We start from the raw sequence: 14180 nt of genomic DNA, 5'->3' as shown, positions 1-14180 counted from the left end.
CCGTTGATCCCGTTCACACTTACCCTCAACCCGTCATTCAAGAACGATATTTGAGGTTCCCGAGCGTCCAAGATCCATTTGACCCACTGATCTCTCAACGGGAGGACGACATGAAGACACTACCCCTCGGGCTGGCCCTGACTCTGCTGGCCAGCCAAGTGAACGCACAACAAACCCTGACCACCGCATCCCCGATCCCTGACGGGGCAGAGACCAAGTTCTGCTATTACGCGGGCATGGCCTATTCGATGGATGCGTTTGTGGTGATCTTTGGTGACAACAATGTCACCGCCACCTCGACCACGCGCGAAGAACACCTGCTGCGCTGCGTCAAAAACGACGATGGCAGCATGAGCTGGAAACCCCAAAGCAGCTTTCAGATCAGCCGCTGACGTCCAATCTCTGGCCCAGCCAGTCGGCGATCTGCCCGGCTGGGCCTTCCCACCCCGGCTCCATGAACAGAAAATGCGCGTGTCCTTCTGCGGGTAGGAAAGTTGCGCGATCCCCGTAAAGTTTCGCCAGCGCGCGGCAGGTGTTCGGGTTCACGGCCCGGTCCTCGGTGCCGGAAACGATCAGGACCGGGCAGTCGACCTTGTCGATATCCACCTTCATCGCGTGGTGATCGTCGAACATCCAAAAGAACATCTCGAACATCACCCGCCCGCTTTCGGGGCCAAGCTGGTCGAACACCGCGTGCTGCTGCGCTTCGGGCATTTTGTTGAGCGCAAAGGGGGCCATCAGGTCGAAATCAACGCGCATGGGCTGTTTCCAAAACGCCCCGCCCTCCATCAGCGCACGCGGCACAGCGCGTTCGTCGTCGGTTTCAGGCAATGTCCCCCAAGCGGCATTTGGATTGATCAGGACAATGGCGCTGGCCAGACCGCGCGAGGCCACCTGCTGCGTTACCACTCCCGCAATGGCATGGCCGAGCAGCACGGGTTTGCTGTCCAGCCCCTGCACGAATGCGGCAATGTCATCGGCGTAGTCCATAACGCTGGTGTCGGTCAGGCCGGGATCGGGCTCGGCCTTGGGGTCTCCGCCGTGATAGCGCAGCGCGGGGGTGTGTACCGTCCAGCCCCGCGCGCGGAAGAAGCCCGCGTAATCCTCCATACACCACGGCCCTGCAAAGGCCCCGTGGATCAGAACAATGTCTTTAGTCATGAAAATCTCCCTCACCTGCGCGCAGTATGCGAGGTGAGAGAGCGGGTCTGCAACCCTGTTACAGCGCGGCTTTGAACAGCGCGGTCAGGTTATCTTCGGTCAGCTCAATCGGGTTGCCGCCGCAGGACGGGTCGATGATCGCGCCTTTGACCAGTTCGGGGATCGACGCTTCGGTCACGCCCAGTTCGGACAGTTTGCGCGGGATACCCAGCGCGTCGTTGAACTCCTGCACAAAGGCGCGGAAGCCGTCAAAGCCGCCTTCGATGCCCAGATAGGCCGCCGCCTGTTGGAACCGGTCCGCAATAACGGGCGCGTTGAAATCCAGCACGGCGGGCATACAGACCGCGTTGGTGGTGCCGTGATGGGTGTTGAACACCGCGCCAATCGGATGGCTCATCGCGTGGATCGCGCCGAGGCCCTTTTGGAACGCCGTCGCCCCCATCGCCGCCGCGCTCATCATCTGGGCGCGGGCTTCGATGTCGGTGCCATCGGCATAGGCGCGCGGCAGGTAGTCCTTGACCAGCCGCATCCCTTCCAGCGCGATGCCCTGGCTCATAGGGTGATAGTGCGGGCTGCTGAACGCCTCGACACAATGCGCAAACGCGTCCAGACCAGTGCCGGCGGTGATGAATTTGGGCATGCCGACGGTCAGCTCGGGGTCGCAGATCACGACCGCAGGCAGAACTTTGGGGTGAAAGATGATCTTCTTCGCGTGCGTTTCCGAGTTGGTGATGACGCTGGCCCGCCCCACCTCGGACCCTGTCCCGGCGGTGGTCGGCACGGCAATGATCGGCGCGATGGCATCGGCATCGGCGCGGGTCCACCAGTCTCCGATATCCTCAAAATCCCAAACCGGCCGCGTCTGACCGCACATAAAGGCAACCATCTTGCCCAGATCCAGCCCCGAGCCACCGCCAAAGGCGATCACCCCGTCATGGCCGCCCGCATTATAGGCGGCAACCCCTGCTTCGAGGTTCTTTTCATTGGGGTTCGGGTCCACGTCGCTGAACAGCCCACGGCCCAGCCCTGCGGCCTCAAGAATATCCAGCGTGGCCGTGGTGATCGGCAGATCAGCCAATCCCTTGTCGGTCACCAGCAGAGGGCGTTTCATCCCAGCAGCCGCGCAGGCCTCGGGCAATTCCTTGATCCGGCCAGCGCCGAACTTGATCGCGGTCGGGTAGGACCAGTTTCCAACAAGGCTCATGATGTCACCTTTTTCAGATGGTAGGATTTTGGACGTGTGAGGTTGTGATAGCCGATGACCGACAATCCGCCTCCGCGTCCGGTATTCTTGCAGCCGGTCCAGCACAGGCCCGGGTCCAGATAGTCAGCACGGTTCATGAACACGGTGCCGGTCTCGATCTGATCGCCCACCCGCGCGGCGCGCTCCACATCTCGGGTCCAGAGGCTGGCGGTCAGGCCAAATTCGCTGTCATTCATCAGCGCGATGGCTTCTTCGTCGGACGAGACCTTCATGATGCCCACCACCGGGCCAAAGCTCTCATCCCGCATCACGCGCATGTCGTGGGTGACATTGGTCAGAATCTGCGGCGTGAGGTAGGCCCCGCCATCGTCCTCGGCAAAGGTTTCGATATGGGCGACGGCACCTGCCGCAACGGCCTCGGCAATCTGCGCCCGCACCTCATCGGCAAAACGCACATTGGCCATCGGGCCAATCGTTGTCTCGGCGTCCAGCGGGTTGCCCAGCTTATAGCCTTTCACCACCTCAACCGCCTTGGCGACGAAGGCGTCATAGAGGCTTTCATGCACATAAATCCGCTCGATCCCGCAGCAGCACTGGCCCGAGTTGAACATGGCCCCGTCGATCAGCGTATCGACCGCTGCATCCAGATCGGCATCCTCCATGACATAGCCCGGATCCTTGCCGCCCAACTCGGTACCGACACCGGTAAAGGTGCCCGCCGCCGCGCGTTCCATCGCCTGACCGCCCCCGACCGAGCCGGTGAAGTTCACGAAATCAAACGCCTTGCCCGCGATCAGATCATTGGTCACGTCATGGCTGAGGAACACATTCTGGAACACATCCGCGGGCACACCCGCCGCGTGGAAGGCCTGCGCCATACGCTCACCCACCAACAAGGTCTGAGTGGCGTGTTTCAGCACCACAGCGTTACCCGCAATCAGAGCAGGAGCGACCGTGTTGATCGCGGTCATGTAGGGATAGTTCCACGGCGCGACCACAAAAACGACCCCGTGCGGGATGCGCTTGATATAGCGTTTAAAGGTCTCATCCTCACCCACGGCGATATCGGCCAGAGCGTCCGAGGCGATTTCGGCCATATGGCTGGCGCGCTCGTTGAACCCGCCGAACTCACCGCCATAGCGCACCGGTCGGCCCATCATATGCGCAAGCTCTGGCACGATCTCATCGTTCATAGCGCCCACTGCGGCCACACCTGCCATTACAAGATCAATCCGCTCCTGCAATGGGCGCGCCGCCCATTCCGCCTGCGCCGCACGCGCCCGCGCGGCGACCTCAAATGCCGCTTCTGCCGACAGCACTTCACGCTCTGCATAAACCGATCCATCAATCGGCGAGACACATTTCAACATCTGTCCCATTCTCACTCCATTTCCGAAAGAAACAGGATCTCTGCTTCATCTGTCCAAAAATATCCCGGGGGTCTGGGGGCAGAGCCCCCAGCCAACTCCCTAAGCCCGCTCAAACCCGCGAGCAATTTCCCAATCGGTCACCACACGCTCAAACTCTTCGATCTCGACCTCAACCGCGCGGGCATAGTGATCGACCACGTCATCCCCCATGGCCGCGCGCAACATGGCCGAGCCATGCAACGCATCCCGCGCCGCGCGCAGATTGCCGGGGATCATCCCCGTTTCACCCTGATACACATCGCCCTGCGTCGGAGGCTGCAACTCCAGCCCTTCCTCAATCCCGGCAATCCCAGCAGCCAGCATCCCCGCCATCGCCAGATAGGGGTTCATGTCCGAGCCCGGAATCCGGCACTCCACCCGAACCGCCTTGGTGCCATCGCCGCAAAGACGGAACCCCGCCGTGCGATTGTCCACCGACCAGATGATCCGCGTCGGCGCAAAAGTACCCTTCATGAACCGCTTATAGCTGTTGATATAGGGGGCCATGAAATAGGTGTAATCAGCGGCGTATTTCAGCAATCCCGCCATATAGCTTTTCATGATACCCGACATGCCCAGCGGATCTTTTTCATCGAAAAAGGCTGGTACCCCATCCGCCCAAAGCGACTGATGCACGTGGGACGAGCTGCCGACTTTCTCATGATGCCATTTCGGCAGGAACGTCGCGGCATGGCCATGCTGCCACGCGATCTCTTTCACTGCGTTCTTGGCAATCGAGTGATACTCGGCCGTATCCATCGCGGGGGCGTACTTGATGTTCAGTTCTTCCTGCCCGGTCTCAGCCTCACCTTTCGAGTTTTCGACCGGTATTCCCGCGTTCCACAGATGATTGCGGATCGGGCGCATCACATGCTCTTCCTTGGTGGTCTGCAGGATGTGATAGTCTTCGTTATAGCCCGAGATCGGCTCCAGATCGCGAAACCCTTCCTTGCGGATCTGGTCAAAGCTCTTCTCGAACAGGAAAAACTCCAGCTCGGTGGCGCACATGGCGTCATAGCCCATGGCCTTAAGCCTGTTCACCTGCTTTTTCAGAATGGACCGAGGCGCGTGGGGCACTTCCTCATGCGTATGGTGATCCAGCACGTCACACATCACCATGGCCGTTCCTTCAAGCCACGGAACCGGGCGCAGAGTGCTCAGGTCAGGCTTCATCACATAATCGCCGTAGCCGCGCTCCCAACTGGTTGCGGCATAGCCATCGGGCGTCGCCATCTCAAGATCGGTTGCCAACAGGTAGTTGCAGCAATGGGTTTCTTCCCACGCACCGGCCACGAAATGCCCCGCGTGGAACCGCTTGCCCATCAGACGCCCCTGCATGTCGACCATGCAGACCAGCACGGTATCGACCTCACCGGCTTCAACCTTGGTTTTCAGGTCGTTCAAACGTGCTTCATTGCCCATCCCGTTCATCCTTTGTCACTTTCCGGGACTGTTGTCCCAAGCTCTTGCCCTCGGCCTTAGTCCTCGACCGCTTCGTTATCCATTTCCATCACCAGACGTGTCTCCAGAACCTGCCCGCTTTGGTAGAGGATCGGATAGGCGATGGCGGCGATATGCCCGTGCAGGTCGCGCATGGCGCGCAACGTCTCAAGATGCAGATCGCTTGAGGCAAAGCTTTCGGTCTGCCCCCTCTCAAGTCGTTTCAAATGCGCCTTTCGGCTGTTCCGCGACAGGCGCTTAACCTCGGCTTTGTCCAGCACCAGACGGCGGGCGCAATCCATGTCATCCACCAGCAGCACATGACGAGCCAGAGAGAAACTGGCCAGCACCGCCGCGTGCAAATCCTTGAGTTCTTTCCAGCCCTGCGCCGAAAAATCGGTGCGTTCGGTGTGTTTGATCTGCGCGGTTCGGGTCATGCGGTTCGACACCACGTCTCCCGCCGCCTCAAGCCGGATCGCGTATTCGACCAGGCCGCGCGCCGCCTTGATCTGCGCCTTGCTCATGTTCTGGCGCGGCATCCGGGCGACAAAGCGTCGGATTTCGGTCAGCTGCGCATTCACCCTCTCATCCTGCTGCCAAAGGGCCGAGATCGCGTCGCTGTCATCCTGCTCATAGATATCAAGAACCGGGCGGAACATGCGTTCAACCTGCGTGACCATCTGCAACAGCTCATGCCGGACCGAAGATATCGCAACATTCGCCCCCGACGCGCTGGGATCGTTCAGTGGCCTAAGCGCGTCCGAGAAGTGGTCCATCGCGTTTGCCTGAACCTCAGGCTCGGGCAGCAGCAGCGCCATCGGTCGCTCCATCCAGTTCACGAACCCTGTGGCCAGCACAAAAACGGCGAGGTTGAAGCCGATATGAGCCAGGATCAACGACTGCCCTGCCCCCGCGACCATCAGCGTCTGATGCGTGCCGGTCACGTTGACCACAATCAGCATCACCAGCGCCGCGCTGCCGCGTAGCAGAAGGTTGGCCAGTGGAATACGACGCGCGGAAACTGTCAGGTCACGGGTCAGCCAGATCGGAATAAAGGCCGACCCCAGATTGGCCCCAAGAACCAGCGACAGCCCGGCAGCAAAAGGGATGGCTCCGATCTGAACCAATGTCACGCACATCAGGATCGTCGCAACCGAACTGTGCATGACAAAGGCCAGCACCGCGCCTACGATAAAGGCGCTGAAATAGTCGCTTTCCAGATAGCCCGCGATGGCGGGCAAAAAGGCGCTCTCGCGGATCGGGTCAACCGCATCGCGCAAGAACTGCAATGAAACCAGAATGAACGCGATGCCCAGAACAATGCGCCCGATCAGCCGCACATTGGCGCGGTCGGACTTGAGGTACAGCCACCCGCCCAACGCCAGCAGCACGGGTTGCAGCCAGCCCAGATCATAAGACAGAACCTGAATGACAAGCGCTGCACCCAGATCCGCGCCCAGCACCCCGGCCAATGCAAGGCCAAAGCTGACCATGCCTGCCGCGGCAAATCCGGTCAGCAAAACTGTCACCGCAGCCGAGCTTTGCAGGATCGTTGCCAGAACCATGCCGGCCCCACCGGCAACAAACGTGTTGGAATGACGCGTCAGCAGCGACTGGAACAATGCGCCAAAGCGTCTTTCGATGCCCGTACGGACCAGCCGCACCGCAAACAGCAGCAACATGGTCGCCGCAAAAATCTCGATCAGGAACCCAGCTATCGCCATTGGCCTATACCCTCCTCGCCCGGTTCACGCCAAAGCGCGACCAGCGTGTTCTTGTCTGTATCAGAGGCAAGCCTAGCATCGGAGGTCGGGGGTCCAGAGGTCCAATACCGGCACGCGACCGAGGCCGCGCGCCGAAATTGTATGGAATTTAGCCGTAGCGATAAGGCCGTCCGGCCTTGAGCATGTCAGCGTTATACTGTTTGAATATCTCGACAACCTTGGCCTTGGTTTCGGATTCAGCCGCGATCTCATCCCAGAATGCAACGGCGGCCTCTTCGACCTGCGCCCATTCTTCATCGGGGATCGTGGTCAGCTGCATCTTGTCGCCATTGACACGCAGGCTGGCCTCGCCGCCCCAATACCACCACTGACGATAGTAGTGCGACTGATCACAGCAAACGCGGAACAAGGTCTGCAGGTCTTCGGGCAGTTCGTTCCAGCGGTCCATATTGGCAAAGAACGACCCGGCCCATGCGCCCGAGATATTGTTCGTCAGGAAATAGTTGGTCACATCGGCCCAACCCACGGTGTAGTCCTCGGTGATGCCCGACCACGCGATGCCGTCCAATTCGCCGGTTTGCACCGCGACCTCGATATCTTCCCATGGCAGAGTGACGGGCACAACACCGAACTGCGACAGGAAGCGGCCCGCTGTCGGGAAGGTGAAGACGCGCTTGCCCTTCAGATCGGCCAGGCTGTTGATCGGATCTTTGGTGGCAAAGTGGCACGGATCCCAAGCACCCGCGCTGATGTGCTTGACGCCGACCTTGGAATATTCCTCATCCCAGATCTCGTTCAAGCCGTATTGGTTGAACAGCACCGGCACGTCCAGCGAGTAGCGGGAAGCAAACGGGAAATAGCCTCCGAACACGGTAACTTCGGTGGGCGATGCCATCGAGTCATCATCCGATTGCACCGCGTCAATCGTGCCCTTCTGCATGGCGCGGAACAGTTCTCCGGTGGGAACCAGCTGATCAGCATAGAACAGCTCGATCTGCATCCGGTCACCAGCGATCTTGTTGAACATCTCGATCGCGGGGTCGATCACATGAGCAGCCAGCGCAGGACCGGCATAGGTCTGCATCCGCCAGGTGATCGTGCTCTGCGCCAACGCGGGCGCGGCCAGAGGGGCAGCGGCAACGCCGACCCCGGCTGTTTTCAGAAACTTACGTCTTGTTGTCATGTCATTTCCTCTCTGTTGCAGGTTTGCGTGCCTCTTGAGCGGGCATTCTTGTTAATTTCCGTAGACATATCCGGGCAGCCACAGGGCCAGTTCCGGGAAGATCATGATGATTGTCAGCGCCAGCACCATCACCGCCACAAACGGGAAGATCGAGCGGTAGATGTCGCGCAGCGTGATCTCGGGCGGGGCCATCGCGCGCATCAGGAACAGGTTATAGCCGAAGGGCGGCGTCATATAGGCGATCTGGGTGGTGATCGTATAAAGCACCCCGTACCAGATCAGGTCAAATCCGAGCACGCCCACCAAAGGCACGTAGAGCGGCGCCACAATGACCAGCATTGCCGTGTCGTCCAGAAACGTACCCATGACGATAAAGCTGAGCTGCATCAGGATCAGGATCACCCAGGGCGACAAGCCCAGCTGTTCGGTGAACAGGTTGTCGATGGCTTTCACCGCACCCAGCCCGTCGAACACCGCGCCAAAGCCAAGGGCCGCAAGGATGATCCACATAAACATGCACGAAATCGCCAACGTCTGCTTGGTGCAATCCTCGAAAATCTTCCACGTCATGCGGCGCTTCAGCACCGACACGACCAGCGCCGTCAGCGCCCCGATAGCCGAGCTTTCCACCAGCGAGGTCCAGCCATTCACGAAGGGCACCATCATCGCCGCAAAGATGATCAGCGGCAGTGCTCCTGCCCCCAGCAGCCGCAGCTTTTCCGCGCGCGGCACCTCATGGGCGTCTTTCATCGCTGGGCCAAGCTCGGGCTGAATGCGGCAACGGATCCAGATATAGAGGATGAACATACCCGCCATCAGCAAGCCCGGCACGATCCCCGCCAGCCACAGCTGCCCCACCGGCTGTCGTGCGATCATCGCATAGAGCACCAGCACGACCGAGGGCGGTACAAGAATGCCCAGACTAGATCCAGCCTGAATGACACCGGTGACCATCGTCTTGTCATAACCCCGCCGCAGCAGTTCGGGCAGCGCAATGGTCGCACCAATGGCCATCCCCGCGACGCTAAGCCCGTTCATGGCTGAGACCAGCACCATCAGGCCAATCGTGCCAATCGCAAGCCCGCCATTCACAGGCCCCATCCAGACATGGAACATCCGGTACAGGTCATCGGCCAGACGGCTTTCCGACAACACATACCCCATGAAGATGAACATCGGCAGGGTCAGCAGCGGATACCATTTCATCAACTTCATCGCGGCCGAAAAGGTGATGTCCTGCCCGCCTGTGCCCCACAAGGCCAGCGCCGCGATGGTTGCGACCGCTCCGATCGCGCCAAAGACGCGCTGACCTGTGAACAGCATCAGCATCATCGACGCGAACATGAAAATGGCGATATATTCCTGGCTCATGCCCGAGCGACCCCGATTTCCTGCCCGTTGATCCGGGCTATGTCTTTGAAGAATTCCGAAATTGCCTGCAGCAGCATCAGGAAGAAGCCCAGCACCATGATCGCCTTGATCGGCCAGATGTAAGGCCGCCATGCGGTGGACGAGCGTTCCAGCCGCCCGATCTCTTCACTGCCGGTCAACAGACCAGTGAAGTACGAGATCGGAGAATCCCCCCAATATCCAAGGCTGTAAGCGGTGGACCCCAGCCCGCCGTAAAACAGCACGCCCAGATACAGGATCAAGAGCAGAACGGTGAAAGCGTCGAACCACGCTTTTTTCGTGTGACTCCAGTTGTGATAGAACAGGTCCATCCGCACATTCGACCCCAGCTGGATCGAATACGGCCCACCCATGATGTAATAGGTCACCATGGCAAACTGCGCCATTTCCAGGGTCCACAGCGACGGCAGAAAGAAGGTTTTCGAGATCGACGACCACAGCAGGATGCCCATCATAACAAACAGACCCCACATCATCACCCGTCCGATCCTGTAATTGACGGCGTCAACAACACGGACATATACGCGCATGGCCCGGATCATTCTGCCGCCCTTTCTTCAAACCCCGAAAGAGTTCGCGATATCCAAGGAACAAGGCAGCCCGCCACAGCATTTTGCTGCTCGGGCGTGCGGATCAGATCATTCCGAACCTCGATCATCACATTCAGCAAACCATTCGGCAAAGCCTGCGCATCCAGAGTGTGTGCAACGCCATCAGCGGCCGAGTAAGGCTCGTTCAACATGGTAACATACGGGTTTTCAATCGCCTTATGCGCCATCATCGCTGCTGCAAACCGGTCATCGGCGCCGTGCAGGATACCCAGTTCGACCTGTCGGCGCTTGCCCAAATAGACCGGAGTGAAACTGTGGACCGTCACCATCAGCTCAAGCGTTCCCCGGTGCTGCAGGATCAGCTTGGAGAGGGCTTGGCGAAACGGCTCGTAGACGCCCTCAATCCGCGCCTGCCGTTGATCCTGCGTCATCCGAGTATTTGCGGGTATGTCGATATCTTCACTGCGCGACGGCATAGCGCCTTTTGCCTCGGGCGGCCGGTTGCAATCATAAACCAACCGCGACACACCACCATGTACCAGCGGCGCGGCCATTTGCACCGACATCCGCTTGGCCACCGCCAAAGCTCCGGGATCCCATGCGATGTGGCTTTCACGTGCCGCGGCAGTTAGCCCCATATCCCCCAGAAACGCCGGGATCCGGTTCGACGCGTGCTCGCAGACCAGAACGACTTTTGGCGCACCGTCTGCCATATCCGTGTGAACGACTGTTCCGAAATCCAACCTACTACCCTGCGATTCCTAAAATCTTCATTGCGGAAAAATTTCCACACAGTCCAATCACCTGTCAATAATTTTCCTGTATAATTTTCTCCAGACTTGATCTTGATGAAAAATTATTCACATTATGCCCCTGTCGCATACAGGAGGATCGTTCAGTGCGGGTGACGGACAGGCTGCTGGCCCATCGGGACAGGATGACGCCTTCGGAACGGCAACTGGTCAGTGTTCTGCTGGATGACTATCCCATGGCCGGCTTGGGCAGCATTACAGAACTGGCCAGCACCGCCTCGGTTTCGACCACCACAGTTGCGCGGATGCTGCAAAAGACCGGGTTTGACGGCTATCCGCAGTTTCAGGCCGCCCTGCGGGGTGAAGTGAAAGAGATGATCTCGGGCCCCATTGCCAAACGTGACGTCTGGCAAAACGACCTGCCCGAGGAACACATCCTCAACCGCTATTCCCAGCAATCCCTCGCCAATCAAAAGCGCACGATTGATGAGGTTGACCCGGAAGAATTCGACAGTTTTTGCAACCTGTTATCTGATCCCGATCGGCGCATTTTCATCACTGGGGGGCGCATCACTGGCACAATGGCGCAGTACCTGTACCTGCATTTGCAAATGATCCGTCCCGACGTCCGAATGCTACCGGTGGCTGCGTCGTGGACCCATGATCTGCTGGATGTACGCAAGGATGACGTTCTGATCGCGCTGGACGTGCGACGATACGAAAACTCGACCATGCTTATCGGGCAGCTCTGTCAGGAACGCGGGGCCGAGATTGTGCTGTTCACAGACCAGTGGCGCTCGCCCATTCACCGGCTGGCCAAACATACCTTTGCCGCACGGATCGCGGTGCCGTCCGCTTGGGATTCGATGGCGTCGATCCTGACACTGATGGAATGCGCCATCGCCGAGGTTCAGGAACGCCTTTGGGATTCGGTCAAGAACCGCACCGACGAACTTGAGGCCGCCTTTGACCGCACCAAGCTGTTCCGTAAATTCGGCCAAAGCTCGGGTTCTTAACATCTGAAATTGCTACAATTTACAACTGCCCGTGATCAGTGTTGCCACTTGGGGGCCGCGCGTTCACTTTATGGGCATGAGCTTTGTCGCCGATAACCAACTGCCGCTGCTGATCCTGTTTTTTCTGGTCGGACTCGTGGGAACCGGGTTTCTGTTCCGCAAACCTGCGGGGCATAGGGCGTGGAAACTGGCCGATCTGGTCTGGGTCGTGCTGGGCGGTATCGGTGCTTTGGTTGCTGTCTTGGCCGGTCTTTACACCGCCGACAGTTCTCGGCTGGACCGGCAGATCGACGTAGCCTATGCCGCTACACTGGCCTTTGACCGGGACGCTGCGCGCTTTCGGTTGCGGTTTTGTGATCCAGCCTACGACGATGATATTGGCGTTCTGTGCGAAAAGGTGGAGTTCCTATCGGCCTCAACCGCCAGCAACGCTGACCTGCCCCTGTTTATCGCCGTGACCAACGAGGTCGCGCCGCTGCAAGGACTGCACTTCCTATTCGGACGTCAGGCAAAAGACGATATGGACGACGCACGCGCGATGGCCGAAAAAGCCAGCGCTTTCGACATTGACCAGTTTCTTGTCTTTACGACCGTTGACGACAAGACCCAGATTGCCATCGACAATATGCGCCGCAAGGTGCCTGCGATTGCCGGTGACTATCTGATCCTTGCCCGAAGCTATGAGGATCTGATTGCGCAAGTCGGGAAGTTGAAAGACGAATGGGAATACCTGCAGGCCAACGCACATATCCTGGTGCTGCAGATTATCGCTTTGTGCCTTGTCAGCTTCGCCGCCCCGTTCCGATTGGGCAAGTCAATCGTTGAATTGCGCACTGCCTTCAGCGCCGATACGCCCGCGCCAGTTTTGCAGGATCTGCCCCCAGAAAATACTGCAACAGAGTCCACAGATTCCGCGCCCCTCGGCGCATCCACCCCGCCTTCTGGTATCGATCCGCGCTCGTAAACGCACGAGAAGGCAATATCGCGACGCCCCGCACCCGGCGCATAAGTGCAACGTCTTCCATTAGGGGTTGATCAGGGAACCCTCCGGCCTGTTCATAAGTCCGTCGCGGGATCAGTAACCCCTGATCCCCATAGGGTAACCCCAACACCCGGCTGCGCAGATTGGCCCATCCAGCAACCCAACCGGGCGCAAACCCCGCAGCGCGAAATGCCAGTCGGAAAACCGCTGGCTTGCCTGATCGAAGGTGGTCGCCGACAACTTTGGTCCAACCATCCTCGAGAACAGTGTCGGCATGCAAAACCAGCAGCCACTCGCCTCTCGCCTGTTTGCACCCGCGACGCAACTGCCCGCCACGCGATGCGGCACCGGTGACGATCTCGGCCCCGGCCTCATCCGCAATCTCCAGAGTTGGGTCGGTGGATCCGCCATCCGTAACGATCAATTCGCGGATCAGCCCGGTGTGCAGCCCTTCCATCAATGCCTGAAGCGTCGCAGGCAAGGTCTCGGCCGCGTTCAAAGTCGGAATGACAATCGAGATCGGTGCTGGCACGTGGATTACCCTCTGGTCTTGTCGGCGCGAACTCCTATATCACGGGACCGAGGGAAAGCACGAGGATACCCCCATGCCCAATCGCCGCATCCTGCGCCTGAGCGGCACAGACACTGACAGTTTTCTGCAAGGGCTGGTGACAAATGACATCGGCGGGCTTCAGGATGGTCTGGTCTATGCTGCGCTTTTGACTCCGCAAGGCAAATACCTTGCCGATTTCTTCCTCAAACGCGAGGACGATGCTGTTCTGCTGGATGTGGCCGAGATTTTGGCCGAAGGGCTGGTCAAACGTCTTGGGATGTACAAGCTGCGTGCAGACGTTGCCATCGAGGAAAGTGGGCTGAACCTGCAGCGAGGCACCGGCCCGGCACCACAAGGTGCCTTACCTGATCCGCGTCACGTTGACATGGGCTGGCGGGCCTACACTGCAGCACCCGAAAGCGATGACGGCTCCGATTGGGATGACATCCGCGTTCGCCATTGCATCCCGGAAACAGGAATCGAACTGACGTCGGACAGCTATATCCTTGAATCCGGGTTCGAACTGCTGAACGGTGTCGATTTCAAGAAAGGCTGCTATGTCGGGCAAGAGGTTACAGCTCGGATGAAGCACAAAACCGAGCTGCGCAAGGGACTGCGCCGCGTGACGGTAGACGGAAGCGCCCCGGTCGGGACTGAAATCTTTGCAAACGGCAAGCCAGTGGGAACCTTGTTCACCCAATCTGGCGGTGCCGGAATTGCCTATCTGCGACTGGATCGCGCCACAGGGGATATGCAGGCCGATCTGGCCAACGTTCGTCTAAGCGATTGAATTGT

Annotated in this window: 13 protein-coding genes; 3 read left to right on the top strand and 10 right to left on the bottom strand. The window is 59.0% G+C overall.

Annotated features, from left to right (window positions below; translation table 11 throughout):
- The first annotated feature begins 110 nt into the window (after positions 1-110).
- Positions 111-392 carry a hypothetical protein gene (locus tag J7380_RS01885; RefSeq protein WP_209194233.1) on the top strand — a complete coding sequence of 94 codons (282 nt, stop codon included), beginning with the start codon at positions 111-113 and terminating at the stop codon, positions 390-392.
- On the opposite strand, the gene J7380_RS01880 is transcribed toward J7380_RS01885, so the two are convergent.
- From J7380_RS01880 to J7380_RS01840, 9 genes are all read right to left on the bottom strand, one after another.
- Positions 382-1161, bottom strand: coding sequence for an alpha/beta hydrolase (locus J7380_RS01880; RefSeq protein WP_209194232.1), 780 nt, complete (start codon positions 1159-1161; stop codon positions 382-384). The genes J7380_RS01885 and J7380_RS01880 overlap by 11 nt on opposite strands.
- 58 nt (positions 1162-1219) lie before the next feature.
- Positions 1220-2365 (bottom strand): iron-containing alcohol dehydrogenase, encoded by a 1146-nt coding sequence (locus tag J7380_RS01875; RefSeq protein ID WP_209194231.1) that lies wholly within the window; start codon positions 2363-2365, stop codon positions 1220-1222.
- On the bottom strand, positions 2362-3744 hold the full coding sequence (locus tag J7380_RS01870) for an aldehyde dehydrogenase family protein (RefSeq protein ID WP_209194230.1): 1383 nt from the start codon (positions 3742-3744) through the stop codon (positions 2362-2364). Before J7380_RS01870 ends, J7380_RS01875 begins: the two co-directional genes overlap by 4 nt.
- 90 nt (positions 3745-3834) lie before the next feature.
- A complete protein-coding gene (locus J7380_RS01865) occupies positions 3835-5196 on the bottom strand; it encodes a glutamine synthetase family protein (RefSeq protein WP_209194229.1) in 1362 nt (453 codons plus the stop codon).
- Between the two features lie 56 nt (positions 5197-5252).
- On the bottom strand, positions 5253-6938 hold the full coding sequence (locus J7380_RS01860; protein WP_209194228.1) for a Na/Pi cotransporter family protein: 1686 nt from the start codon (positions 6936-6938) through the stop codon (positions 5253-5255).
- Between the two features lie 148 nt (positions 6939-7086).
- Entirely contained in the window at positions 7087-8121 is a 1035-nt protein-coding gene (locus J7380_RS01855; RefSeq protein WP_209194227.1) for a TRAP transporter substrate-binding protein, read from the bottom strand.
- A 51-nt stretch (positions 8122-8172) separates the two neighbouring features.
- Positions 8173-9492: a TRAP transporter large permease subunit gene (locus J7380_RS01850; RefSeq protein ID WP_209194226.1), complete on the bottom strand. Its 1320-nt coding sequence runs from the start codon at positions 9490-9492 to the stop codon at positions 8173-8175.
- On the bottom strand, positions 9489-10073 hold the full coding sequence (locus tag J7380_RS01845; RefSeq protein WP_209194225.1) for a TRAP transporter small permease subunit: 585 nt from the start codon (positions 10071-10073) through the stop codon (positions 9489-9491). Before J7380_RS01845 ends, J7380_RS01850 begins: the two co-directional genes overlap by 4 nt.
- Positions 10070-10825 carry an N-formylglutamate amidohydrolase gene (locus J7380_RS01840; RefSeq protein ID WP_247742355.1) on the bottom strand — a complete coding sequence of 252 codons (756 nt, stop codon included), beginning with the start codon at positions 10823-10825 and terminating at the stop codon, positions 10070-10072. Before J7380_RS01840 ends, J7380_RS01845 begins: the two co-directional genes overlap by 4 nt.
- 155 nt (positions 10826-10980) lie before the next feature.
- On the opposite strand from J7380_RS01840, the gene J7380_RS01835 reads away from it, so the two are divergent.
- Positions 10981-11850, top strand: a complete 870-nt coding sequence (locus J7380_RS01835; protein WP_209194224.1) for a MurR/RpiR family transcriptional regulator — start codon at positions 10981-10983, stop codon at positions 11848-11850.
- Positions 11851-12689: 839 nt separating this feature from the next.
- On the opposite strand, the gene J7380_RS01825 is transcribed toward J7380_RS01835, so the two are convergent.
- Positions 12690-13364: a TIGR04283 family arsenosugar biosynthesis glycosyltransferase gene (locus J7380_RS01825; RefSeq protein ID WP_209194223.1), complete on the bottom strand. Its 675-nt coding sequence runs from the start codon at positions 13362-13364 to the stop codon at positions 12690-12692.
- 73 nt (positions 13365-13437) lie between these two features.
- On the opposite strand from J7380_RS01825, the gene J7380_RS01820 reads away from it, so the two are divergent.
- Positions 13438-14175, top strand: a complete 738-nt coding sequence (locus tag J7380_RS01820; RefSeq protein ID WP_209194222.1) for a folate-binding protein YgfZ — start codon at positions 13438-13440, stop codon at positions 14173-14175.
- Positions 14176-14180: the final 5 nt, after the last annotated feature.

This window comes from Ruegeria sp. R8_1 (assembly GCF_017743815.1).
GTDB lineage: Bacteria > Pseudomonadota > Alphaproteobacteria > Rhodobacterales > Rhodobacteraceae > Ruegeria > Ruegeria lacuscaerulensis_A.
This window is presented reverse-complemented; position numbering and strand designations above follow the sequence as displayed.